A 24,851-nucleotide genomic window follows, 5' to 3' on the forward strand; every position below is an offset into this window, starting at 1 on the left:
TCACCTCAGGCGGCGCGGTGTATGGGTCCCGGCTCAAGGCCGGGACGACGGCGGAGTGTTTGGCGAGCAGCGTTGGCACCGATCGCTACGCCGCCTGGCGCAGGCCGGCCAGAAACGTGTCGACGCTCTTGAACAGCTCGCTGGCCTGCTTGCCGAGGTCGCGTGTCGCCACCATCACGTGATCGGCGAGCTGGCGCGACTGTTCGGCGGCGTCGCTGGCGCCGACCACGTTCTGCGACACCTCCGACGTGCCCGAGGCGGCCTGCTGGACGCTGCGCGCGATCTCGCGGGTCGCCGAGCCCTGCTGCTCGACGGCGGCGGCGATGGTCGCGGCGATGCCGCTGATCTCCTGGATCGTGGTACTGATGCCGCCGATCGCGGTGACGCAGTCGGAGGTCGCGGCCTGGATCGAGGTGACCTGTCCCGCGATCTCCTCGGTGGCCTTCGCGGTCTGCCCGGCGAGTTCCTTGACCTCGGCGGCGACCACCGCGAAGCCGCGGCCGGCCTCGCCGGCGCGCGCCGCCTCGATCGTGGCGTTCAGCGCCAGCAGGTTGGTCTGGCTGGCGATCGCGTCGATCAGGCGCAGCACGTCGCCGATCTTCTCGGCGGCGGCGGCGAGGCTGCCGACCATTTCGGTGGTCTGCCGCGCCTTGACCACGGCGCCATCGGCCACCTTGCTCGAATGCGCGACCTGTCGGCCGATCTCGGTCACCGAAGAAGCGAGTTCCTCTGACGCCGCGGCCACCGTCGAGACGCCGCTCGAGGCCTCCTCCGACGCAGCCGCCGCGGCAGCCGTGCGCTGCGAGGTGCCGTTGACGCTGATCGTGATCTCTTCAACGACGCGCTCCATGTCGGCGGTCGCCTTGGCCACCGCTGACACCACGCCCTTGACGTCGGCCTCGAAGCGGTCGGCCATCTGCCGCTGCAGCGCCTGCTTGTCGCGCTCGGCCTGCTTCTGGTTGGCCTCCTGCGCGTCGCGCAGGCTCGCAGTCTCGATCATGTTGCGGCGAAACACGTCGACCGCCTGCGCCATGGTGCCGAGCTCGTCCTTGCGTTCGCCGCCGGGGATCGCGACCCCGGTGTCGCCGCTCGACAGCCGGTGCATCACGGCGGTGATCGCGGCCAGCGGGCGCGAGATGCCGCGGGCGACGAGCAGCGCGACGATGACGGCAAGCAGCAGGATCACCAGCGTGCCTGCGATCAGCTGCTGCTGCGCGCTGGCGGCCGCGGCCTCGTAGGCGGTGGTGTCCTTGATCAGCTCGAGCACGGCAACGGGATCGCCGGCATAGTTCTTGATCTGGCCAACGAACAATGCTGCGGGCCGCCCGTTCAGGGTTGCGTCGCGCTGCAGTTGGTTGCCCTTGAACACCGCGAGCACTTCCTCCGGCGTGGCGACGACATCGTCGCCGAACGTCGAGGACAGCCGCTTAGGCTGGCCGTCATTGATCCAATAGACCGCGAGATCGATGCCGAAGCGCTGCTTGGCGCGGTCGACGAACTCCTTGCCGAAGGCAGCGCCGACATCGACGGTGGCGATCACCTTGCCGTCGCGCACGATCGGCGTCATGCCGAAGATGCCGAGCGACAGCCGGCTCTGCTCGACGCCGGCGATCTGTTTCCCGGTCTGGTTGGCCTGCACGACGGTGAGGCGGCGCTTCGAGGTGTCGTCGCCGAACACCTTCGGCTCATGCACGCGGTAGAAGTTGGTCGCCGGCGGCGCCCACACGTTGACCAGCGGAATGCCCTGCGCCTTCAGCGAGGTCATGGCGCCGCCGAGCAGGGCGCCCAGCGCATCGCGGTCGCCCTTGAGATAGGCGTCGGCGACCGGCGGCAGCGCCGCCAAAGTCGAACTCACCGCCAGCGCCGCGCGGCCCTCATAGTCGATGCCGGCCGAGACGCTGTCGAACTGCAGCTTGAGCTGCTGCTCCAGAGCGAGGCGGGTCAGCGCGCGCTGCTGGATGACGGAAAAGGTACCGAGCACGGCGCAGGCGATGGCGACCGTGAGCGACAGCGCAATGATGAGGCGGGCGGAGATCGATTGAAGGCGGGACATTCCGGGCATTCCTTGCTGTGCAGCAAGGTCCCAGAATACCGTTAAGGAAAAGATACCGTGGTTTTACGGGAATCTGGATTGATCGATGAATGCGTGATGCATGTCCCGTCGAGAATGACCTCGAAACCGCCTGAGACTGTTTCGATCCGTTGACTCCCGCACAGGTCGAAGTTAGTGCAGCGGCGGGGTTCCGGGTTTTTACGGGTCTGGGGGCGGGCCATGCTGTCATACTGTCTGCCGATGCGGAAGCGTCGGCCAATCATGTTCGCCGCCATGCTGGTGGGCGCGACATTATCAGGCTGCGCCGGACAAGGCGGCAGTTCGTTCCAGCAGGGGGCGGGCTCGAACGCCGCTCCCGTCTCCGACCCGATTGACGACGAAATCGCGCGCGTCGAAGCCCGCGAGAAGGCGCTGAGCCCCGCTTATCTGCAGCGCCGACGCCAGGCCATCGCGGAGATGCTCGAGAACAACCCGGGGTTCGGCGCGGCGCTTCGCGTCCCGCTCACGGGCCCGCTCATCGCCGGTCCCAAGGTGATGCGCGTGCGGACCTGGACCAGCCTGATATCGTCGACCATCACTGTCCGCACCGTGTATTGCGTCAAGGCCCTGCTGGATTCTCCATTGGAGCTGTACGCGCTGGGCTCCGCCTACGTTGAAGTCGAGCCGGGAGATCAGGGAACTGAACGGCTGCACGGCGGCGTCTTCCGCGGGAACTTCGGGACCGATCGCGGTCCTCTCGCCTGCTACAAGGCGGCCTATGCGCCGTTCCCCGAACTCGAGCAGGTGCGCGCGCAGAAACGTCAGGCGCTGGGCAAGACCTCCTGATAGCGCCGGCTGCGTCGACCTTGCAGATCTGAACGAGCGCGCCCCGCCCGACGGCCTCAGCTGTCCACCTTGAGCGCGGCGATGAAGGCTTCCTGCGGGATGTCGACCTTGCCGAACTGCCGCATCTTCTTCTTGCCTTCCTTCTGCTTCTCCAGAAGCTTGCGCTTGCGCGTGATGTCGCCGCCGTAGCACTTCGCGGTGACATCCTTGCGCAGCGCGCGCACGGTCTCGCGCGCGATCACCTTGCCGCCGATCGCCGCCTGGATCGGGATCTGGAACATGTGCGGCGGGATCAGGTCCTTCATCTTCTCGACCATGGCGCGGCCGCGGCCCTCGGCGCGGGTCCGGTGAACCAGCATCGACAGCGCGTCGACCGGCTCGTTGTTGACGAGGATCTGCATCTTCACGAGGTCGGCCGGCTTGTAGTCGGTCAGATGATAGTCGAACGAGGCGTAACCCTTGGAGACCGACTTCAGCCGGTCGTAGAAGTCGAACACCACCTCGTTGAGCGGCAAATCGTATTTGACCATCGCGCGGCTGCCCACATAGGTGAGCTCCTTCTGATTGCCGCGGCGGTCCTGGCAGAGCTTGAGCACGCTGCCGAGATATTCGTCCGGCGTCAGGATGGTGGCCTCGATCCACGGCTCCTGGATCTCGGCGATCTTGACCACGTCCGGCATGTCGACCGGATTGTGGATCTCGATCTCCTCGCCGTCGGTCAGCTTCATCTTGTAGATGACGGATGGCGCGGTCGCGATCAGGTTGAGATCGAATTCGCGGGACAGCCTCTCCTGGATGATCTCCAGATGCAGCAGGCCGAGGAAGCCGCAGCGGAAGCCGAAGCCGAGCGCGGCGGAGGTCTCCATCTCGAACGAGAAGCTGGCGTCGTTGAGCCGGAGCTTGCCCATCGCCGCGCGCAGCGTTTCGAAATCGTCGGCGTCGACCGGGAACAGGCCGCAGAACACGACCGGAATCGCCGGTTTGAAGCCCGGCAGCATCTCGGACACCGGCTTGCGGTCGTCGGTGATGGTGTCGCCGACGCGGGTATCGGCGACTTCCTTGATCGCCGCGGTGATGAAGCCGACCTCGCCGGGGCCGAGCTCGTCGACCTGCTGCATCTTCGGCGTGAAGAAGCCGACGCGCTCGACGTCATAGGCCGCGCCGGTGCCCATCATGCGGATGCGCTGGCCCTTCTTCATCACACCGTCGACGATGCGCACGAGCACGACGACGCCGAGATAGACGTCGTACCAGCTGTCGACCAGCAGCGCCTTCAGCGTCGCCTCGCGGTCGCCCTTCGGCGGCGGCAGGCGGGTGACGATGGCTTCCAGCACATCGGGAATGCCGAGGCCCGTCTTGGCCGAGATCATGACAGCGTCGGAAGCGTCGATGCCGATGACGTCCTCGATCTGCTGCTTGATCTTGTCCGGCTCGGCGGCCGGCAGGTCGATCTTGTTGAGGACCGGGACGATCTCGTGGTTGTTGTCGAGCGCCTGGTAGACGTTGGCGAGCGTCTGGGCCTCGACGCCCTGGCTGGCATCGACCACCAGCAGCGAGCCTTCGCAGGCCGCCAGCGACCGCGACACCTCGTAGGCGAAGTCGACGTGGCCGGGCGTGTCCATCAGGTTGAAGATGTAATCCTTGCCGTCCTTGGCGCGGTATTGCAGGCGCACGGTCTGCGCCTTGATGGTGATGCCGCGCTCGCGCTCGATGTCCATCGAATCGAGCACCTGCTCCTTGCCCGCCATCTCGCGGTCCGACAGGCCGCCGGTCATCTGGATCAGGCGGTCGGCGAGCGTGGACTTTCCATGGTCGATATGGGCGACGATGGAGAAGTTGCGGATGTTGGGAATGGGGACGGTCGTCATGGGTCGCGCAAATAGCATCACAGCACCCTGACCAGCAACCATATTGCTGAATTTCCAGGGCCTTTCTTCACGCCAAGCTGATTCCCCGAGGCGCGAAAACAGGCTACCGAGGGCTGATGTCGAGTACCTCCCTGCCGCACCCCGCGGCCCGCCCGCGCCACCGCCTCGGACCGCAGCGTCTGGCCGCCTGGCTGGTCGCGCACGCCACCGCGCCGGCGACGTCGATCTGGGCCGTGATTGCCTTCGCGCTCGTCCACGCCGTGCTGTGGACCGCGATCCTGACCCGTCTGAAGGCGGCCCAGGACATCCATATGGATGTCGCCGAGGCCTATGCCTGGGGCAGCCGCTTCCTGCTCGGCTATGGCAAGCATCCGCCGCTGTCCGGCTGGCTCGCCGGGCTGTGGTTCTCGGTGTTTCCGGTCAAGGATTGGGCGACCTATGCGCTGGCGATGGCCGTCAACGGCAGCGGCCTGGTCGTGATCTGGCTCGCCAGCCTGAAGGTGGTCGACCGCCGCCGGGCGTTCTTCGTTGTGGTGATGGTCGCGCTGTACCCGATCTTCAATTTCAAGGGATTCAAGTACAACCCCGACCTGCTGCAGCTTCTCACTCTGCCGCTGCTGATGCTGGCCTATCTTCATGCCTTCGAAAAGCGCAGCGTCGCGTCCGGCATCTGGCTGGGGCTGGCCGGCGCCGCGGCGCTGATGACCAAATATTGGGTGCTGACCATGATCGGCGCCATCGGCCTCGCGGCGCTGCTGCATCCCGAGCGGCTGCGCTTCCTGGCCTCGCCGGCGCCCTGGGTCGCAATCGTCACGATGATCGTCGCGATGATTCCGCATCTGGTCTGGCTGTGGCGGGCGGATTTCGTCGCCATCACCTATGCCGGCGACGTCTACACGCTGTCGGATCGCGGCCGCGCGGCCGCGCTGGCCGGCGGCTATATCGGCCACAATCTGGCGCTGCTCGCGCTGCCGGTGGCGCTGGCCGCGCTGGTGCTCGCCTGGCCGCCGCGCTTCGTGTTCGACAACTGGCGGCGCGGGCCGAATCCCGGCGTCAATGTTGGACAGGCCATCAATGTCTGGCTGGTGCAGGCGATCGTCGCAATCGGGCCGCCGCTCGGCGGCCTCGCCTTCACGATCTACATGAAGACCGATTGGGGCATCTCGCTCTTCTTCCAGGTGCCGCTGGCGCTGGTGGCGATCCCCGCGCTCCGGCTGCGGCGGATCATGCTGCATCGTCTCACCGCGGTCTGGCTGGTGCTGTCGTTGCTGACGCTGGCCGCCTCGCCCTGGATCGCTCGGCGCGAGATGGAAGCCAATCCGAACGGCGTCACCGGCTATGGCGCCCGGTCGCAGCTGGCGCAGCAGCTGACCGAGGCCTGGCACGCTCGATTCGGCTCGCCCTGGAAACATGTCGCCGGCTATTCCGAGATGAACACGCCGATGACGTTCTACAGCCCGGACCACCCGCGGCCGTTCACCGTCCCCTATACGGCGGAGGAGACCTGGGGCTCGGGCCTGAGCACGCTCGAGGACCTCAAGCACGACGGCTTCATCGGCGTCTGCGACACCACCGACAACCGCATCGCCGCCTGCGAGGCCTGGATGGCCAAGGAGGCGCCCCGCGCCGAGCCGCTGGTGATGACCACCCAGCGCTTCTTCCACGGCCTGGCGGGCCCTGCAATCGTTTGGAAGGTATATGTTCAGGGGCCTGAGAGGTAACCAACCGCGACGTCATTCCGGGGCGCCGCGTCAGCGGCGAACCCGGAATCCCGAGATTGTTTTGCGACGTCGTGCCTCAGCTCGAGATTCCGGGCTCGCGCTGCGCGCGCCCCGGAATGACGAGTTCGTGGTCACACGCCTTCTTCGTGGAACTTGTCGTTCACCAGGTCGGTGATCCCCTGGAGCGCGGCTTCCGCTTCGGGGCCCTTCGCCGACACCAGGATCTTTGTCCCCGGCGCCGCCGCCAGCATCATCAGGCCCATAATCGAGCGGCCGCCGACAGTCTCGCCGCCGCGCGTCACCCAGACCTCGGCTTGGAACTTCTCGACCATCTGCACGAACTTCGCGGAGGCCCGCGCATGCAGGCCACGCTTGTTGGTGATCAGGAGCTCCCGCGAAATGGCATCGGCGGGCACCGACGGCCCGGCGACATTGTCCTGCGGCGCGTCCTCGTCGCTCATTTGCCGGCGAGCACCCGGCTGGCGATGGTGACGTATTTCCGGCCCGCCTCCTGCGCCATCGCGATGGCATCGGGCAGCGAGCGCTCCTCGCGCACCTTGGCGAGCTTCACGAGCATGGGCAGGTTGATGCCCGCGAGCACCTCGACCTTCGGCCGGCTCATGCAGGAGATCGCGAGGTTCGACGGCGTGCCGCCGAACATGTCGGTGAGGATGGCGACGCCGTCGCCGGTGTCCACACGGTTCACGGCCTCGATGATGTCGCTGCGACAGAGATCGGAATCATCGTCGGCGCCAATCGTGACCGCTTCAATTTGCTTTTGAGGACCCATGACGTGTTCGAGCGCCGCTCGGAACTCGTCGGCGAGGCGCCCATGGGTCACCAGTACCAGGCCAATCATCGGATACTCCTCGCGGGCGCCTTGGGTGCACCGCACGAACGCGCCACTTTGACCATCCGGAGCCCCCGCGCAAGAGGGCACATTCGCGATTCTCCCGGATGCAGGCAGAGCGACGGGGAGCTGGCGACGGTCGATCGGGCGCCGATAGTGGGGGTGATATGGTTACCAATTCGATTCACACAATTGGCCGAAAGATTACCGGGTCATGAACTCTCGGTCGTGGTTAGCGCAGCCACAACCAGCAACAGGGGCTCATAACCCCTGCCGACCGGGATTCGCGGCAACTCGATACCGTTTTGCTGCCAGCGCAGCGCATGGCGGGGCGGCAGCCGCGCGGCATCCTCGGCCATCAAATCGACAATGAGACCGATCGGCGCGTCGGACACGTGGTCGCAGGCGCGGATGCCAAGCCCGCGAATCTCGATCAGGCCGGCCAGCTGCGGGGCTGGGCTGACCCACATTTCTCCGCCGCGTGTGGCGAGATGAACACGGTCGTCGCCGACCAGAACGGCCGGCGGGATCTGTCCGGCACGGCCGGCGAGAATCAGATCGAAGGCCAGGCGCGACTTGCCCGAGCCCGAGGGGCCGCGGATCAGCACCGCACGATCCCCGACCTTGACGGCGGAGGCATGGACCGTCGGGCCGGCCGTGGTCACGACGCCGGGAGCCGGACGATGAAGCGCGCGCCGGCGACGGTCGGATTGCCCTCGGCATCGACCGGGCCGGGCCGGTTCTCGGCCCAGATCCGCCCGCCATGGGCGTCGATGATCTGCTTGGAGATCGACAGACCCAGGCCGGAGTTCTGGCCGAAGCCCTGGTGCGGGCGATCAGTGTAGAAGCGCTCGAAGATGCGCTGCAGGGCGTCCTCGCGGATGCCGGGGCCGTCATCGTCCACCATGATCTCGATCTCGGAGCGCACGCGCCGGCAGGTGATGCGGACCTTGCCGCCGGCCGCCGAGAACGACTGGGCGTTCGACAGCAGGTTCGAGATCACCTGGCCGAGCCGCGAATCATGGCCGGGCACCGAGAACGTGTCGTTCACCCCACGGCCTTCGAAGCGGACCTCGACGGCGACATCGGTGCCGTTCTTCTTGGTCTCGTTGGCGACCGAGGTCAGCGTGTTCAGGAGCCGGCGCAGGTCGACCAACGTCATGTCCTGGCGCTGCAGTTCGGCGTCGAGCCGGCTGGCGTCGGAAATGTCGGAGATCAGGCGGTCGAGCCGCTTGACGTCGTGTTCGATGACCGCGAGCAGGCGGGCGCGGCTGTTGTCGTTGCGCGCCAGCGGCAGGGTCTCGACCGCCGAGCGCAGAGAGGTCAGCGGGTTCTTCAATTCATGTGCGACGTCGGCGGCGAACATCTCGATCGCCTCGATGCGGTTGTAGAGCGCATCCGTCATGTCGCGCAGCGCGCCGGAGAGATGGCCGATCTCGTCGCGGCGGCGGGTGAAGTCGGGGATCTCGACGCGGGTCTTGATGCGGCGGCGGACGCGCTCGGCGCTGTCGGCGAGCCGGCGGACCGGGCCCGCAATAGTGCTGGCGAGCAAGAGCGACAGCACGATCATGACCGCGGAGGCGACGCCGCCGACCTTGAGAATGGCGAGGCGCTCGGCGGTGACCATCTGGTCGATGTCGTCACCCTGCGTCGACAGCATCAAGGCGCCGTGGATGGTGCGCGAGCGCTGCACCGACACCGCGACCGAGACGATGACCTCGCCGCGCGAATTGACGCGGACCATGCTGCGCTTCTGGCCCTTCAGCGCGTCCGTGACCTCTTCGTAGCCGTTGCCGTTCTCGGGGCCGAATTCGCGGTACAGCGGCAGGTCGCCGCGATTGAGCCAGGTGCGCACGGAGATCAGCGCGCGCTCCACAAAGCCCGGCTTCTCGCTCGAGGGCGGCGGCAGGTCGAAGCGCAGCACATTTTCGAGATTGCGGCTGTCCAGCAGCAGCCCGCCATTCGGATCGTAGATCCGCGCCCGCGTCTTGGTCGGCGAGATCAGCGTGCGCAGCACCGGCGCGACGCGCTCCGGATTGATCGGGAAGTCGAGCGGCGAATATTCGTCCGGCGCGCCATAGCTCTCGCCGGGCTTGAGATCGAGCAGGCGCTCGGGATCGATGGTGATGGTGTTGGTCTGGACTGTCGCCGACGCCGCGATCGCGCCGGCGATGATTTCTGCCTGGACGAGGAGGCTCTGTGCGCGCGCATCGATCAGGCCCGCGCGAAATTGTGAAAGATAGAGAACGCTTGCAACCAGGGCGAGCAGGCCGGCGATATTCAGCGAGACGATGCGCCGGGTCAGGCTCGAGAACGACAGCGCGAACAGAAACTGCCCGGCGCGGCGCAGCCAGCTGACCGGACGCTGCCAGCCGGAGACCTTCGGGGTCTCGTCCACCACCTCCGAGGTGATGGAAGCCTCGGTGTTCAGGGCCGGATCAGGAAGCGTGCGATCGAGCAATGTAAGTGCTCCGACTCCGAATGTCGCAAGAGGTGTGCGGCGAGCTCCCCGTGAGAACCGCTCCGCCGCACTCGAATTCGCCGCAACAATCGCCCTGTTCCGGCACCTGCGCTCGGATCAACGCGCAGAGTGGTACTCTACCCAATCCAGGCCGCGACGTCAGCGCGCAATTTCGCATGACGCCGCGCGAGAACGATGTGTCAGGTTTCCTTGAAACGATAGCCGACGCCGTAGAGGGTCTCGATCATCTCGAACTCCTCGTCGACCATCTTGAACTTCTTGCGCAGCCGCTTGATGTGGCTGTCGATGGTGCGGTCGTCGACATAGACCTGGTCGTCATAGGCCGCGTCCATCAACGCGTTGCGGCTCTTGACCACGCCCGGACGCTGCGCCAGCGCCTGCAGGATCAGGAACTCGGTGACGGTCAGGGTGACCGGCTCGTTCTTCCAGGTGCAGGTGTGACGTTCGGGATCCATGCGCAGCAGGCCGCGGTCCAGCGCCTTGGCGTCGTTCTCCTTCGGCAGCGCCGTCGGATCCTTCGGCTGCGAGCGGCGCAGCACGGCCTTGACGCGCTCGACCAGCAGGCGCTGCGAGAACGGTTTGCGGATGAAGTCGTCCGCGCCCATCTTCAGGCCGAACAGCTCGTCGATCTCCTCGTCCTTGGAGGTGAGGAAGATCACCGGCAGGTCGGACTTCTGGCGCAGCCGCCGCAGCGTCTCCATGCCGTCCATGCGCGGCATCTTGATGTCGAGAATGGCCAGATCAGGCTGGCTGGTCCGGAAACCGTCAAGGGCCGACGCACCATCGGTGTAGGTCATGATGCGATAGCCTTCAGCCTCGAGCGCGATCGAGACGGATGTCAGAATGTTACGGTCGTCATCGACCAAGGCGATTGTGGGCATGAGCCTGCTTTCAGAGTCTGGTTACGCCGAGACTTCGAGAATCAAGTAAGGGCCGCGTATTTGGGCTTCGAACATGGTCAACGAGCAATGCAAGCTGGGCTGAAGTGTGACCGAGTTCCACAAATACGATGGCAAAGTCTTGTGCCGTGCCCAGGTTTGTGGCCCGTTTAGCCGAAAAAAGGCCTTCATTGCAACTGGATGGACGAGGGAAAGACGATGACCCCGAGCTTTAACCCTAACCACGTGACCCGGTCCCTGCTGCGCCGAAGCCGACAGGGCGCGCTCGCGACCCTGATGACGGGCTCGGGCGATCCCTATTGTTCCCTCGTCAACGTCGCCACCGCCGCCGACGGCGCGCCGATCATCCTGATCTCGCGATTAGCAGTGCACACGAAGAACGTTCTCGCCGATTCGCGCGTGTCGCTGATGCTCGATGAACGCGCGCCGGGTGATCCGCTCGAAGGCGCTCGCATCATGCTGTCGGGCAAGGCCGAACAGGCAACTGATGAGAACAAGGATGCGCTTCGTCGCCGGTATCTCAATGTGCATCCGTCAGCGGCCGACTACGCCGATTTTGCCGACTTCTCCTTCTTCCTCATTCGTCCGGCCGGCACGCATCTCGTCGCCGGATTCGGCCGCATCGTCGATCTCAAGCCGGAGCAGTTTCTGACGGATGTATCCGACGCCGCCGAACTGCTGGCGGCGGAGCAGGGCGCTGTGGATCACATGAACGAGGATCACCGGGATGCGCTCGGCCTCTACGCCACCAAGCTGCTCGGCGCGGACGCGGCCGAGTGGCGCTGCTCCGGATGCGATCCCGACGGATTGGACCTGATGGCCGAGGGCAAGACGCTGCGGCTGGATTTTCCCGAGCGCGTCGCCACGCCGGGGGCGTTGCGCAAGATGCTGGTGCGGCTCGCCGACGAGGCGCGGGCGAAGATTGGGTAGCCGAGCTGACTGCTCATCAGTCGAGCAATCTCTGACGGCAGTCTCCGCGCCAAAGCAGCGGTGCGATTCCTTTCCTCGTTCCTGCGTGGCGAGGATCGGCGATGGGAGCGGTCGCACGAGACGTGCAGCCGCCGTACTACGAACTCAATCAGCTTGGAACGGCGGCGCCGACAGCTGCGACGGTTGTCGTCATGCGACGATGGGGCTGACGTCGAAAGGTTGCGCAGCTGAAGCTTAACGCCGACGCCGTCGGCCCTCGGCAACATGACCGGCGACAAGCGCCGCCGAGGCGCCAGGCCTTGCACGGGCGTTTGTCGACGCCGGTGCGTCGTCACGTTGCTCACGCATTGAGTCGCTAACCGGGCAGCGGCAACGCGGAGGTTCCAGCGCCGGAAGACGAACCTGCGAGATGAGCCGTCTTCGCCCGTCCATGCGTTTGGTTCGGTTTCAGTATCGTTTCGCTGCTCGGCGAAATCGAAATGCGCATCTATCTGCTGCGTTGCAGCATGACGTGGTCAGAATGAATTTTGCTCCGCGGATGAGCATCGCCGCGCGGAAATTGAGCTACGTGCATCAGCTGTCGGCAATAACCAATTCGACCGGATCGTCTTGGCAAGACCAGCGTTGATCAGTAATAGGTCGCGACCGCGCTTGGGTAAGGCGATGTAAACGGTAACGGTCACCGCGCGCTGCGCCACGAATTTCGCGCGATCGCTGCGGGCTCTCAGGAGGGATTTCGGTGCAAGAGACGGGTATTCGCAACGGTGCCTTCGGTGCCGACAAGTTCGGCTTAAAAAATCTCAAGCAGTTGCATTGGAATCTCGGCGCGCCCCAGCTCTATCAGTATTCGCTGGCGGCGGGCGAGGCCACGCTGTCTGCCGACGGAGCGCTGTGCGCGGATACGGGCGAATTCACCGGTCGCAGCCCGAAGGACAAGTTCACCGTGCGCGATGCGTCCACCGAGAAGATGTGGTGGGCGGGCAATCAGTCGATTACGCCGGAGCAGTTCGAGGCGCTGTATCAGGACTTCATCAAGCACGCCGAAGGCAAGACGCTGTTCGCGCAGGACCTGTATGGCGGCGCCGATCCGACTTTCCGCATCAAGACCCGCGTCTTCACCGAGCTCGCCTGGCATTCGCTGTTCATTCGCACGCTTCTCATCCGCCCGGAGACAATCGAGCTCGACACCTTCGTGCCGGAGCTGACGATCATCGACATGCCGAGCTTCCGCGCCGATCCGATGCGGCACGGCGTGCGCTCGCAGAACGTGGTCGCGATCGATTTCGCCCGCAAGATCGTGCTGATCGGCGGATCGTATTACGCCGGCGAGATGAAGAAGAGCGTGTTCACCACGCTCAACTACTACCTGCCCGCGCGCGGTGTAATGCCGATGCACTGCTCGGCCAATGTCGGCCCCAAGGGCGACACCGCGATTTTCTTCGGCCTGTCCGGCACCGGCAAGACGACGCTGTCGGCCGATCCCAACCGCACGCTGATCGGTGACGACGAGCACGGCTGGGGTCCGTCCGGCGTGTTCAACTTCGAGGGCGGCTGCTACGCCAAATGCATCAAGCTCTCGCAGGAGGCCGAGCCGCAGATCTTCGCCGCCTCGAACCGTTTTGGTGCGGTGCTGGAGAATGTGGTGCTCGACGAGGACAGCCGCGTTCCCGATTTCGACGACGGCTCCAAAACCGAGAACACCCGCTCGGCCTATCCGCTCGACTACATCCCGAACGCCTCGCGCACCGGACGCGCGCCGCATCCGAAGAACGTCGTGATGCTCGCCGCCGACGCCTTCGGCGTGCTGCCGCCGATCGCAAAACTGTCGCCGGCGCAGGCGATGTATCACTTCCTGTCCGGCTACACCGCCAAGGTCGCCGGCACCGAGCGCGGCCTCGGCTCCGAGCCGCAGCCGGAGTTCTCGACCTGCTTCGGCTCGCCGTTCCTGCCGCTGGATCCCTCCGTCTACGGCAACATGCTGCGGCAGCTGATCGCCGACCACAATGTCGACTGCTGGCTGGTCAACACCGGCTGGACCGGCGGCAAATACGGCACCGGCTCGCGCATGCCGATCAAGGTGACGCGCGCGCTGTTGACCGCGGCACTCGACGGCTCGCTTCGCAACGTCGAGTTCCGCACCGACAAATATTTCGGCTTCGCGGTGCCGACGGCGCTGCCGGGCGTGCCGAGCGAGATCCTCGATCCGGTCAACACCTGGAAGGACAAGGTCGAGTTCGACAAGACCGCCCGCGCGCTCGTCGGCATGTTCCAGAAGAACTTCGCCAAGTTCGAGGCCCAGGTCGACGCCGATGTCCGCGCCGCCGCGCCCGACGTGAAGCTCGCGGCGGAGTAGGGCTGCAAGCTCAAGGGTCAGCCGCGCTGCGGCTGCCCCTTCGTTTTCGCGCCAAAGCGCGGAGCAGCCGAAGGTCGCGCCAAACCCACCGCCGTCGTCCCGGCCTTGAGCCGGGACCCATAACCACAGGACGGCGTGGTTGAAACGGGAAGGCGGCTCCAGCGTTCGCAAAACTCCGGACGGTGGTTATGGGTCCCGGCTCGGAGGCCGGGACGACACCGAGATTGTTGAAGGGTCTTGGGCCCTCACGCCTTGAAATACGCGATCTGCGTCGTCGTCGCGAGCAGCCGACCCGAGGGTGACCACAGCTCGCCGTGCTGATCCTGGTAGCTGCGGTTGAACACCTTGGCATCCGCGGTGGCCAGCAGATGGGTGATGTCCTCGGCCGCGAGCTCCTCGCGGCTGACGTGGAAGTAGGTGGTTAGCGACACCGTGCCGAACGGAATCAATTCGCCGCGGACGTGGAAGGCGCGGCCGAAGAAGGCGTCCGACATCGACAGCAGCGACAGGCAGTCGAGCTTGCGCGGCTTGCGGTCGGAGATCCAGAGCCGCGAATAGGCGCTGCGTGGTTGATCCGAACGGCTGCCGAAGTCTGGCCGTCCTTCCACGAAGCGGAAATCATATTGCCTGGTCCACGACATTCCGGCATCGGGATAGCGCTTGACCTGATCGAACGGCGGCGCGTCCGGCTTGATCGCCGGCTGGTGCGACCAAGACGGCCGGCGCTCAGCGAAGACCGCCGTCGCCAGCGTCGCTGAGTCGGCATCACCCTGGCTCAGCTCGACGCACCAGTGCTGCGACGAGCGGTTGGCCTTCACCAGCCGCACGTCGAGATCGAACGACCCCTCCGCAATCGGCGCGCAGTAATTGACCGTCACCGCCAGCGGATCGCCCATGATTTGCGGATGCTCGATCAGCGCGCGCAGCACGGTCGCCGCGGTGACGCCGCCGAACGGACCGACGAAGGCCCAGTAGTCCGGGCTGGTCCGCCCCTGCCAGCGGCTGTCGCCGGCCGTGACGCGGGTGGCCTCGTCGAACAAATACGTGGTCGGCGTGTCGGTCATGCGCTCCTCCTGACGATCATCGTATGATGGTCGTCAGGTCAGATGCAATTCGGCCAGACCCGCAATGACGTCACAGGTCATTGATGCGTACGAAGCGCTTGGTCCTCAGGCCCGCTGCGCATGCGCCGGAGCCGCGACCGGTCCCACCGGCACGTTCCAGATGTCGTCGGCATATTCGCGGATGGTGCGATCGGAGGAGAACCACGCCATGCGCGCGACGTTGAGGATCGAGGCGCGGGTCCAGGCCGGCTCGGACTGCCAGCGCGCATCGACGCCGCGCTGGGCCTCGTAGTAGGAATCGAAATCGGCCGAGACCATGTAGTGGTCGAGGTGGCGCAGCGCATGCGCGATCGGCTCGAACCGGCCCGGCTCGCCCGGCGAGAACAGGCCGTTCGCGATCGCGTCGATGGCGCGGCCCAGCCGCGGCGAGCGGCGGATGACGTCGGTGGCATCCAGGCCCTGCTGGCGGCGCAGCATGACGTCGCCGGCCTCCATGCCGAAGATCGCGATGTTGTCGGCGCCGACATTGTCGCGGATCTCGATATTGGCGCCATCCAGCGTGCCGATGGTGATGGCGCCGTTCAGCGCCAGCTTCATGTTGCCGGTGCCGGACGCCTCCATGCCCGCGGTCGAGATCTGCTCGGACAGGTCGGCGGCGGGAATGATCGTTTCCGCCAGGCTGACATTGTAGTCGGCCATGAACACGACCTTGAGCTTGCCGCCGATCGCAGGATCGTTGTTGACCAATTCGGCAACGTCGTTGATCAGCTTGATGATCAGCTTGGCATAGCGGTAGCTCGCCGCCGCCTTGCCGGCGAAGATCTTGACCCGCGGCACCCAGTCGCGCTGCGGGTCGTCCTTCATGTCGAGATAGAGCGCGACCGCCTCGAGGATGTTGAGCAGCTGCCGCTTGTATTCGTGGATGCGCTTGATCTGCACATCGAACAGCGCGCTTGGGTCGAGCCGAACGTTCATGCGCTCGGAGATGAGACGCGCGAGCTGCACCTTGTTGTGGTGCTTCACCGCGCGGAACTTCTGGTGGAAGCCGGAATCCGCGACGTAGCTCTCCAGGCTCGTCAGCAGGGTCGGATCGTCGACAATGGCGTCGCCGCAGGCCTCGCGCAACAGGCTCGTCAGCTTCGGATTCGCGAGCGTCAGCCAGCGGCGGAAGGTGATGCCGTTGGTCTTGTTGGTGATGCGGCCGGAATAAAGATGGTTGAGATCGTGGAACACGGTCTCCTTCATCAGGTCCGAATGCATCGCCGAGACGCCGTTGATGCGGTGCGAGCCGACGAAGGCGAGCTGGCCCATGCGAACGCGGCGCCCGCTCTTCTCGTCGATCAGCGACACCGACGCGCGATAGTCGATATCACCGGGCGCGCGCTGCTCGGCGAGCGCGAGATGCTGCGCATTGATGCGGTAGATGATCTCGAGATGCCGCGGCAGCAGCCGCTCGAACAATTCGACCGGCCAGGTCTCCAGCGCCTCGGGCAGCAAGGTGTGGTTGGTGTAGGACAAGGTCGCGACGGTGATCTTCCAAGCCTCGTCCCAGCGGAAATTGTGCAGGTCGACCAGGATCCGCATCAGCTCGGCGACCGCGAGCGAGGGATGCGTGTCGTTGAGCTGCACCGCGGCCTTCTGCGCGAGACTCCGCAACTGGCCGTCGGAGCCGAGATGGCGCTTGACGAGATCCTGCAGCGAGGCCGAGACGAAGAAATATTCCTGCCGCAGCCGCAGCTCGCGGCCCGCCGGGCTCTCGTCGTTCGGATACAGGAACTTGCAGATCGCCTCCGCGCGGGCTTCCTCGGCGGACGCCCCGAGATAGTCGCCGGAGTTGAACACGTCGAGCTTCAGCGGATCGGGCGAGCGCGCCGACCATAGCCGCAGCGCATTCACGTGCTGGCCGCGCCAGCCGACGATCGGCGTGTCATAGGCGACCGCCTGCACGGTCTCGCCGGGATGCCAGATCGCGCGGTCGCGGCCCTTGTCGTCGACATGCTCGACACCGCCGCCGAAATGGACGTGATAGACCACCTCCGGGCGCTGGAATTCCCAGGGGTTGCCGAACGACAGCCAAACGTCGGGATATTCGTGCTGCCAGCCGTCGACGATGACCTGGCGGAACAGGCCGAAATCATAGCGGATGCCGTAGCCGATCGCCGGGATCTGCAGGGTCGACATGCTCTCCATGAAGCACGCCGCGAGCCGGCCGAGGCCGCCATTGCCGAGCGCGGCATCCGGCTCGCATTTGCGCAGGTCCATCAGGCCGACGCCGAGATCGCCGAGCGCGGTCTCGAACACCTTCATCAGGCCCATATTGTTGAGCGCGTCGGTGAACAGGCGGCCGATCAGGAATTCGAGGCTGAGATAATAGACCCGCTTGCGTCCGGCGTCGTAGCTCTCCTTGTCCGCCGTCAGCCAGCGATGCACGATGCGGTCGCGCAGGGTCAGCGCCGCGGCATGATACCAGTCCTGCTGCGTCGCCTGGCTCGCCTCCTTGCCAATCGCGAGCCGGAGCTTCGCCAGGATGTCGCTCTTGATCTCGGCGACGGCCAATTCGTCGACGGGCTGGCCGGTGCTTACGAAGCTGCGCTGGGACGGCTGATCTGTCACCTTGAAACCTGTGATGCTACGAGGAACCGGTAAAAGCATACGATGGTTGCGCGCGGTCCGAAACCCGGGGAAAGGCTGGTCCGCACAGCAAGGTGATGGAAAAATATGCAAAGTTCGGGCCGAAGTTCCCAAAGAGGAACGCGCTAACCTCCTGCAGGCGCACGAGAGGATCGAAACAAGTCTCCTCCTCGTCATCCCGGCGAAAGCCGGGATCCAGACTCACCGGCCAAAGATGAGGCCCGACAAGTCGCTCCAATCGGGGTTTTCCTTTTCGATCAGCTCGACCTTCCAATCGCGATGCCAGTTCTTGAGCTGCTTCTCGCGGGCGATGGCCTCCAGCGGGCTCGCGAACCTCTCGACGTGAACCAGGCGAAAAACCTTGTTTTGAGCCCCGCCCGGCACGGTGGTCTTCGAGGCGCTTCCTGACATCATTGGTGATGCCGATGTACAGCGTGCCATGATGCCCGCTGGCGAGAATGTAGACCGTCCATGCAGCTTCGGCGCTCATCGGTCCGTGCAAACCAAAGGGCTGCGGTGGCTATGGGTCCCGGCTCGGGGGCCGGGACGACGACAATTGACTTCCTTTTTCGATCAGAACAAATTAAGAACGATTTAGCAAGCGATCGTTATCCTTCTTGCGATTCGATCCGCCCCCCGGCATCAGTGCATCACGTGAGGACACCATGTCCAACATCGCCTTCGATCCCCTGGCCCTGACCCGCATTGCCGATTTTGCGCGCACTCTGACGCGGCTGCACAAGACGGCACGCCGCCGGGCCGTCGACGACGATCAGATCGACCGCGCGTTCAACGCCGTCTGCATGTCGGTCTGGGGCTACACCACCGACGACATTTCCGACGACCTGTTCTCCGCCACCGACCACACCTTCCTGGACGGCCTGGACGAGGCGCGGGCGCGCATCTTCGCGGCCGAGCAGGGCTACGATCTGGTCGACGACGAGGGCATGCTGACCGACTGGTGGGGCTTCTGCTGGATGATCCTGGCCGAGAAGCGCGGCCTGCTGACGCCGGACAACCGCGCGGCTGCGCGGGCGGCGATCGAGGAGAAGTACCTGGAAGCGCCGAATGTCATCGGCGTGATCGTCGGGCGCTGACGCAGCCTTCCGGACTCAATCCACATCCGCGCGCTTGGCGCGGCCCGTGCCCGGCTTCGGCGTGATCGTCATCGGCGGGGCGACGCTGACATTGCCGGCGCTGGTCTCCGGCGGCATCGCGGCGAGCGCATCGGCCGCCAGCATCTCGGCGCGCACCGGTGCCACCTTCATCTCGCTGAGCTTGGCGCGCATGTCCGAATTCAGCCCGGGATAGGAGGCGACCGGCTTGAAATCGGCGGGCTGGCCGCCGCTGCCGCGGGTGCCCGAATAGGCGACGAGGCCGTCGCTGGTCGCGACCACGTCGCCGGGGCGCAGCGAGGTGTCGAGCGAGAGGTCGACCGGCGCGAGCCCGGCCGGATCGCGGCCGTTGCAGGTGCAGTCGGCGCGCAGCGCCTGGCGATAGGCGAACGCGGTCTCGCTGTCGGCATAGCGCTCGCCATTCGCCGCGGTGGCGTAGTCGATGTTGGAGCCGAAATACACCTTGGTCGGGCTCGCCGGGCAGAACGCCTGGCACATCTGCACCGGCGAGGCGAGGCCGCGGGTCAGCGGGAAATAGCGCCCGTCGCAGGTGCGCACGCAGAACGCCGCGCCCGATCCGCCCGAGGCCGCCCGGGGCTGCGCCGGAGCCTGAGGATTGGTGCCGAACGGGTCGGTGAAGAAGCTGCCCGGCGCCGCCGGCCGTTGCGATTGCGGCTTGGTGAAGCCGCCGAACAGCAGATCGAACAATCCCTGGGCCGAGGCCCTCTGCGGCGCCAACGTGCCGACAGCCACAAGGCCGGCGGCACCGGCGACCGCCACGCGGCGGGACATCAGCCGAAACGACAACACGCTACGCAACGCCTGCTCCCACGCGCCAAGGATCACCGCAAAGCCCCTCCGAACAAGCGTCCGGATGGCCTCGATCATGTACGACCGAATGGGCCATGCCCCAGGGCATGGCGCCGTCAGCTTTGCAGTAACCTTAACGAGCCTTTGGTAAATGAGCGGTGTGCGCGGTTGCGAATTGCGCCGCGGAGGACCGGATCAGAGAAATTCGCGCGCCTTGTAGAGCGCGCGGAACGAGAGGCCGGCGGCCGCGAAGGCCTCGGCGGCGCCTTCCTCGCGGTCGACCATGGTGAACACCAGCGACACCTCGGCGCCGGCCTCGCGCAACGTCTCGACCGCCTTCATCGCCGAGCCGCCCGTCGTGGTGACGTCCTCGACCACGACGATGCGTTTTCCCGCCAGGGTCTCGTCCCGGGTCAGTCCCTCGATCGCGAGCCTGGCGCCGTGCTCCTTCGGCTTCTTGCGCACGAAGAAGGCCGCGATCGGATGGCCCTTGATCCACGAAATCTGCGCGATCGCGCCGGCCAGCGGCACGGCACCCATCTCCAGCCCGCCGATATAGTCGTAGCCGTCGTCCTTCAGCGCCTCGTAGGTGAGCTCGGCGAGCAGGGTGGCGCCCTCCGGGTCCATCATGGTCGGCTTCAGGTTGAAATAGAAATCGCTCTTGCGGCCCGAGGCCAGGGTGACCTCGCCGCGGCCGAAAGAGCGCCTGCGGATGATCTCGAGGAGGCGGGCGCGGGAGGCGGATTTGGACACGGCGTTTTCCCTTGAGGGGTCAGATCTTGAGTGAGGTCTCGGTCGATTCTTGGCGGCTTCTTGGCGACTTCTTGGGTGGCGCAATCTATCGGCCTCGGACGCCGGAGGCCAGCGGCCACGACGTCCCATCAACAACGCTACGTTTGGAGCGGCGCTCAGTTTCGAGCTAATGAAGCCAGCGCCCGGCATGCACAATCCGCAAAACCTCGGAAGGCCCCCCATGACGATCGAACTGCACACCTGGAACACCCCCAACGGCCGCAAGATCTCGGTGGCGCTGGAGGAGATGGGGCTGGCTTATCGCGTCATTCCGGTCGACATCACCAAGGGCGCCCAGATGGCCCCGGCGTTCCTGGCGATCAGCCCGAACAACAAGATCCCGGCGATCGTCGATCCCGCCGGACCCGAGGGCCAGCCGGTCAGCGTGTTCGAATCCGGCGCGATCCTGCTGTACCTGGCCGAGAAGACCGGCCAATTCCTGCCGAAATCGCTCGCTGCGCGGATCCCGGTCTATGAATGGCTGATGTGGCAGATGGGCGGCTTCGGCCCGATGCCCGGCCAGGTGCACCATTTCATCGCGCTGGAGAACGAGCAGGACCGCGCCTACGGCCTGAAGCGCTACATGGCCGAGACCGTCCGGCTCTATGGCGTGCTCGACCGCCGCCTGGCGCAGTACGAATTCGTCGCCGGCGCGCTCTCGATCGCCGATTTCGCCATCCTCGGCTGGGCCTGGCGCCACCCCCGCCACAAGGTCGACCTCGCCGATTTCCCCCACGTCAAGCGCTGGTACGACGCGCTGATGGCCCGCCCCGCCGTGAAGCGTGGCATGGAGGCGAAGCTGGACTGAGGGAAGCCCGACGCGGATCGCAGCCGGTGATGGCGCCACACTAAACTGCTGACCATAAGCCCACCGCAAGTTGCGAATGTCCAGCGCGCCGGTTTCGAGCCCTCAACCCTCTCCATGAACACGCCTCTTGGCCTGTTCATGGTCCCGTGTGCAGCGGCCGCTCCGCCGTCCGATCCTCGTGGTGAGGAGGCGCGCAGCGCCGTCTCGAACCATGAGGCCTCCGCACCGGCCTCGCCCTTCGAGACGCCCGCCTGCGGCGGGCTCCTCAGGGTGAGGGTTGAGAGTCGCTGGTTGAGCGTGCGATCCAATCCGGCGCGCCGCGCCCCTGTCTCTATCACCGCCTGCAGCCGAGCTTGACGATCTCGACGCGGCGGTTGAGGGCGCGGCCCTGGTCGGTGCCGTTGTCGGCGACAGGGCGGGTCTTGCCATAGCCGTGCGAGGTCAGCCGCGCCGCGGCGACGCCGTGCTGCGTCAGCCATGTCCTGACGCTGGCGGCGCGCGCATCCGACAATCTCATATTGTAGTCGTCGCCGCCGACATTGTCGGTATGACCCTCGATCTCGGCATTGAGGTCGGGACGCGCGGTGACGAGCGCGGCCACCTTGGTGAGCAGCGGCTCGGACTCCGGCTTCAACGACGCCTTGTTGAAGTCGAACAGCACGCCATAGAGCGGCAGATGGCAGTCCTTGTCGAGCTTGCCGGCCAGATCCTCGGCGCCGAGATCGACAACCGACACACTGAGATTGGCGCCGAACTCATAGGTCAGCCTGGCCCAGATGTCGCGGCCGTCGCGCGTGTAGTGCGCGATCACCACCGCCGCGTCGGCCGCTTCCTTGTCGGTCGCGGGATAGGTCACCTGCCAGCCCGCCTTGCTCAGCGCGGCGCGGTACTCGGCGACGAATTGCAGCTTCGAGAGCGTCGTCGGACCCTGATAGCTGCGGACGACGACGCCCTGGCCGACCAGCGCCGGCTCGTCGCCGGAGCCCGGCCGGGTCACGTCGAGCGGACCATTGCCGCGCCCCTCGCCCTTGCGCGACGAGCCCGGATACGGCTTGAGGTAGGGCAGGTCGTCCTTGTCGGCGACCTTCTCCGGCTTCGCGGCCGGCGGTGCCAGGGTGAGCGCAGGCGCAGCCTCGCCGCTTTCGATCACGTTGACGTTCACGGCGGCCTGCGGCCCATCCATCTTGACTGCGAGCCAGGCGTCTGTGCCGCCGCGGACGAGATGCATCGTGAACTGATCCTTGTTGTCATTGACCTGGACCAGCTGCCAGCCTGCCGCGAGCAGCGGAGCCTGCATCGCCTTGAAGATGCGTTCCTCCGTGCCGTTGTAGTAGCCGGGCGCGGGCTCGCCGGCGGCGGGCTTGTAGGTCATCCAACGCTGGAAATGCCGGCCGCGGCGCACCGTCATCGTGCCCGTGGCGTCGCTCGCGAACTCGTCCTCGGCGAGGTTCTCCTTGATCAGCTGTTGCTGGGCATCGATCACGATCTGCCCCGGAAACTTCACCGTGTCGGGAAAGCCGAGATCGGCCAGCGCCGGCGGCGTCATCGACCACATCGCCACGCCGGTGACCAGCGCGATGCCAAACACTTTCGAGATCTGCAAAAACTTCCCCCATCGAACCATGACTGCGATGCAGGCCCGGGCCCGCGTCGTGTCATTTGGTCGCCGCAGGGCAGCGAATGTTCAGCGCCGGATGGAAGACAGCGCCGGCATCTCCGTCCCGTCGCGCACGGCGATGCTGGCGAACAGCACGCCCAGCAGCATGGCCGCCACGAACGGTAGCGAATGACCGATCATGGCCAGCAGGCAGGTGCCGAGCGCGATCACGAGGCCGATCTCCCAAAGCGCGATCGTTTTGCCCGCGTCCGTTCGTGCCTTCCAGTGGATCGCAAGACCGGCCGCCACCATCGGCACGTCGTAGATCATCGCGTAGGGGGTGGCCACGATGCTGCCGATCGCGACCAGCGCGATGGTCCGCTCGTCGATGCCGCGCCGGCTGGTCCGCCAGAGCACGATCGCGACGGCGCATGACAGCATGAGCTGGAGTACGTAGCCCAGCGCGGGCGGCGCGCCGATCGCGTGCATGCCCGCCATGACCGTCGGCATCATGTGATCGAGGCTGGCCTGGTTGGCTGCCAGCAGCGCCTGATAGCTCGGGAAGCGCGCGACCCATTGCAGCCAGATCGACCCGTCGATCCCGGCGCTGGTGATGAGGGCGACGAGCGCGGTCGTTGCGACCGCGGCCAGAATGGCGCGCCAGTTGCGCGAGGCCAGCAGCACGATTGGCAGCAGCAGCACGAATTGCGGCTTGTAGGCGAGCAGGCCGAGCAGGCCGCCTGCAATGAGCGGATGGCTCCCGAGCAGCCGCAGGCCGCCGATCAGCAGCGCCGCCGAGAGGAAGCCGTTCTGGCCGGTGATCGCGTTGATCAGCGTCGTCGGCGCGGCCAGCAGCGCGAGGCCGAACGGCGAGCGCCAATCGCGGCCGAGCGTTGCGAGCCCATAGGCGGTAAACGTCGCGGCCATCCAGCAGACATAGGCTGCAGGCAGCGCCATCATGCCGAGCGGAATCAGCGCCAGCAGGAAGGTCGGCGGGTAGGGATAGGGAAAGCCGCCGCCGCCGAGCGCGGGATCCAGCTGCTGCTGAAAGGCGGCGAGCGCGAACGGATCGTAGATCGCGGCGCCGGACTGCGCCGCGAACCTGCCGAACGACCACAGGCCGGAGAAGTCGCCGAACGCCGGCTGCGGCCCCGACAGCCACCAGCTGACGAGATAGACGCCGTTGTAGAGCGCCAGCGCGATCAGCAGCATCAGCACCGCGCGCCGGTCGCGCGTCGTGGGATGAGCTGCGGATGCGATCGCGGTCATGGAGTTCGTCGAGGCCAGGTTCGTCGGCGCCATCGGGGACTTCGTGGCAGGAGGCTTGATCGATGCCGTCGCGATCGCTCGCGCGCGGTCCCCACCGACCTTGCCAAAGCGCGCTGCACGTCGTGTTACCGCGCGTCCAACCGGCCAATCGCGCTCTCATCGTGCCTAATGATGGGTAAACCGCCGCGGTCCCAGGGCAATCGCATGTGACGGTCGCAGATTTGTGCTTTTCTCTTTCCACGTCGTCATGGCCGGGCTTGTCCCGGCCATCCACGTCGGCCGGCATGCTGAGAACGACATGGATGCCCGGGCCTTCGCCGCGCCGAAGCGGCTTCGGCCGCGCAGGCGGGACAAGCCCGGGCATGACGGAGTGTCTGATCGGCAGGATCGCTCGTTAAGGGACTCCGTACCTCCACATGCGATTGCCCCTTGGCCGCGTTCCTGGTGACCGTGCCGGCGGCGTCGTGGCTCAGTGCGTGCGGTCCGCGACCGCATTTTCATTTTGCTATTCTTCCGAATTTATGTTCTGATTCACGTATCCCGTCCTCATGCAGAGGGGCGTGCGCGGCGTCACGATACGTAGAGGCGGGGAGCGGTGGCCGCGGGCCTGTCGGGTGCTGATGCGCTGGACGATTGGCGAGCTCGCGGACGTTCGAGCCGTGTGGTCCTGGCGCCCGATGCTGGCGCCAAGCCGGCGTGACATGACGTGTCGCGCTGGTGACGGGGGCAAGACAGCCCGGTCCCCGAGGAGAGCGCGGAGCAGACGTTCAACCCATCGCGCAGG

The 24,851-nt window shown here is 65.8% G+C and carries 19 protein-coding genes and 1 pseudogene; 6 read left to right on the forward strand and 14 right to left on the reverse strand.

Annotated features, from left to right (window positions below):
• Positions 1-85: 85 nt before the first annotated feature.
• Positions 86-2,053 carry a methyl-accepting chemotaxis protein gene (locus BRADO_RS03430; RefSeq protein WP_041756062.1) on the reverse strand — a complete coding sequence of 656 codons (1,968 nt, stop codon included), beginning with the start codon at positions 2,051-2,053 and terminating at the stop codon, positions 86-88.
• 261 nt (positions 2,054-2,314) lie between these two features.
• Here BRADO_RS03430 and BRADO_RS03435 point away from each other — a divergent pair, with 261 nt between their 5' ends.
• Positions 2,315-2,878, forward strand: coding sequence for a hypothetical protein (locus tag BRADO_RS03435; RefSeq protein WP_157872506.1), 564 nt, complete (start codon positions 2,315-2,317; stop codon positions 2,876-2,878).
• Positions 2,879-2,934: 56 nt separating this feature from the next.
• Here BRADO_RS03435 and lepA read toward each other — a convergent pair whose 3' ends face one another.
• Entirely contained in the window at positions 2,935-4,746 is a 1,812-nt protein-coding gene (gene lepA / locus BRADO_RS03440; RefSeq protein WP_041756064.1) for a translation elongation factor 4, read from the reverse strand.
• 116 nt (positions 4,747-4,862) lie between these two features.
• On the opposite strand from lepA, the gene BRADO_RS03445 reads away from it, so the two are divergent.
• Positions 4,863-6,467: a glycosyltransferase family 39 protein gene (locus tag BRADO_RS03445; protein WP_011923920.1), complete on the forward strand. Its 1,605-nt coding sequence runs from the start codon at positions 4,863-4,865 to the stop codon at positions 6,465-6,467.
• A 131-nt stretch (positions 6,468-6,598) separates the two neighbouring features.
• Here the strand turns inward: BRADO_RS03445 and BRADO_RS03450 are convergent, their stop codons facing one another.
• From BRADO_RS03450 to BRADO_RS03470, 5 genes are all read right to left on the reverse strand, one after another.
• Positions 6,599-6,928 carry an HPr family phosphocarrier protein gene (locus tag BRADO_RS03450; protein WP_011923921.1) on the reverse strand — a complete coding sequence of 110 codons (330 nt, stop codon included), beginning with the start codon at positions 6,926-6,928 and terminating at the stop codon, positions 6,599-6,601.
• Entirely contained in the window at positions 6,925-7,326 is a 402-nt protein-coding gene (locus BRADO_RS03455) for a PTS sugar transporter subunit IIA (RefSeq protein WP_006611446.1), read from the reverse strand. Before BRADO_RS03455 ends, BRADO_RS03450 begins: the two co-directional genes overlap by 4 nt.
• 203 nt (positions 7,327-7,529) lie before the next feature.
• On the reverse strand, positions 7,530-7,982 hold the full coding sequence (locus tag BRADO_RS03460) for an HPr kinase/phosphorylase (RefSeq protein ID WP_011923922.1): 453 nt from the start codon (positions 7,980-7,982) through the stop codon (positions 7,530-7,532).
• A complete protein-coding gene (locus tag BRADO_RS03465; protein WP_011923923.1) occupies positions 7,979-9,778 on the reverse strand; it encodes a sensor histidine kinase in 1,800 nt (599 codons plus the stop codon). Before BRADO_RS03465 ends, BRADO_RS03460 begins: the two co-directional genes overlap by 4 nt.
• 200 nt (positions 9,779-9,978) lie before the next feature.
• Positions 9,979-10,680: a response regulator transcription factor gene (locus BRADO_RS03470; RefSeq protein WP_006611449.1), complete on the reverse strand. Its 702-nt coding sequence runs from the start codon at positions 10,678-10,680 to the stop codon at positions 9,979-9,981.
• A gap of 216 nt (positions 10,681-10,896) precedes the next feature.
• On the opposite strand from BRADO_RS03470, the gene BRADO_RS03475 reads away from it, so the two are divergent.
• Together BRADO_RS03475 and BRADO_RS03480 are read left to right on the forward strand one after the other, a co-directional pair.
• Entirely contained in the window at positions 10,897-11,628 is a 732-nt protein-coding gene (locus BRADO_RS03475; protein ID WP_011923924.1) for a HugZ family protein, read from the forward strand.
• A gap of 739 nt (positions 11,629-12,367) precedes the next feature.
• Positions 12,368-13,981, forward strand: coding sequence for a phosphoenolpyruvate carboxykinase (locus BRADO_RS03480; protein ID WP_011923925.1), 1,614 nt, complete (start codon positions 12,368-12,370; stop codon positions 13,979-13,981).
• A gap of 245 nt (positions 13,982-14,226) precedes the next feature.
• Here BRADO_RS03480 and BRADO_RS03485 read toward each other — a convergent pair whose 3' ends face one another.
• The 3 genes and pseudogenes from BRADO_RS03485 to BRADO_RS03495 all read right to left on the reverse strand — a co-directional run bounded on the left by BRADO_RS03485 (position 14,227) and on the right by BRADO_RS03495 (position 18,166).
• Complete coding sequence (locus tag BRADO_RS03485) at positions 14,227-15,045, reverse strand: acyl-CoA thioesterase II (protein WP_011923926.1); 819 nt, start codon at positions 15,043-15,045, stop codon at positions 14,227-14,229.
• 105 nt (positions 15,046-15,150) lie between these two features.
• On the reverse strand, positions 15,151-17,658 hold the full coding sequence (locus BRADO_RS03490; protein WP_011923927.1) for a glycogen/starch/alpha-glucan phosphorylase: 2,508 nt from the start codon (positions 17,656-17,658) through the stop codon (positions 15,151-15,153).
• A gap of 219 nt (positions 17,659-17,877) precedes the next feature.
• A pseudogene (locus BRADO_RS03495) lies at positions 17,878-18,166 on the reverse strand (GIY-YIG nuclease family protein).
• Between the two features lie 175 nt (positions 18,167-18,341).
• Between BRADO_RS03495 and BRADO_RS03500 the strand changes: the two are divergent.
• Positions 18,342-18,773 carry a hypothetical protein gene (locus BRADO_RS03500; protein WP_011923928.1) on the forward strand — a complete coding sequence of 144 codons (432 nt, stop codon included), beginning with the start codon at positions 18,342-18,344 and terminating at the stop codon, positions 18,771-18,773.
• 15 nt (positions 18,774-18,788) lie between these two features.
• Here BRADO_RS03500 and BRADO_RS03505 read toward each other — a convergent pair whose 3' ends face one another.
• Together BRADO_RS03505 and pyrE are read right to left on the reverse strand one after the other, a co-directional pair.
• Positions 18,789-19,610 carry a DUF2865 domain-containing protein gene (locus tag BRADO_RS03505; protein ID WP_011923929.1) on the reverse strand — a complete coding sequence of 274 codons (822 nt, stop codon included), beginning with the start codon at positions 19,608-19,610 and terminating at the stop codon, positions 18,789-18,791.
• Positions 19,611-19,796: 186 nt separating this feature from the next.
• Positions 19,797-20,354, reverse strand: a complete 558-nt coding sequence (pyrE, locus tag BRADO_RS03510; protein WP_011923930.1) for an orotate phosphoribosyltransferase — start codon at positions 20,352-20,354, stop codon at positions 19,797-19,799.
• A 220-nt stretch (positions 20,355-20,574) separates the two neighbouring features.
• Between pyrE and BRADO_RS03515 the strand changes: the two genes are divergently transcribed.
• Positions 20,575-21,201, forward strand: a complete 627-nt coding sequence (locus BRADO_RS03515; protein WP_011923931.1) for a glutathione S-transferase family protein — start codon at positions 20,575-20,577, stop codon at positions 21,199-21,201.
• Between the two features lie 334 nt (positions 21,202-21,535).
• On the opposite strand, the gene BRADO_RS03520 is transcribed toward BRADO_RS03515, so the two are convergent.
• Together BRADO_RS03520 and BRADO_RS03525 are read right to left on the reverse strand one after the other, a co-directional pair.
• Positions 21,536-22,804 carry an OmpA family protein gene (locus tag BRADO_RS03520; protein ID WP_157872507.1) on the reverse strand — a complete coding sequence of 423 codons (1,269 nt, stop codon included), beginning with the start codon at positions 22,802-22,804 and terminating at the stop codon, positions 21,536-21,538.
• An 81-nt stretch (positions 22,805-22,885) separates the two neighbouring features.
• Positions 22,886-24,100 carry a glycosyltransferase family 87 protein gene (locus tag BRADO_RS03525; protein WP_244422960.1) on the reverse strand — a complete coding sequence of 405 codons (1,215 nt, stop codon included), beginning with the start codon at positions 24,098-24,100 and terminating at the stop codon, positions 22,886-22,888.
• Positions 24,101-24,851 lie beyond the last annotated feature (751 nt).

This window comes from Bradyrhizobium sp. ORS 278, from assembly GCF_000026145.1.
Classification (GTDB): domain Bacteria; phylum Pseudomonadota; class Alphaproteobacteria; order Rhizobiales; family Xanthobacteraceae; genus Bradyrhizobium.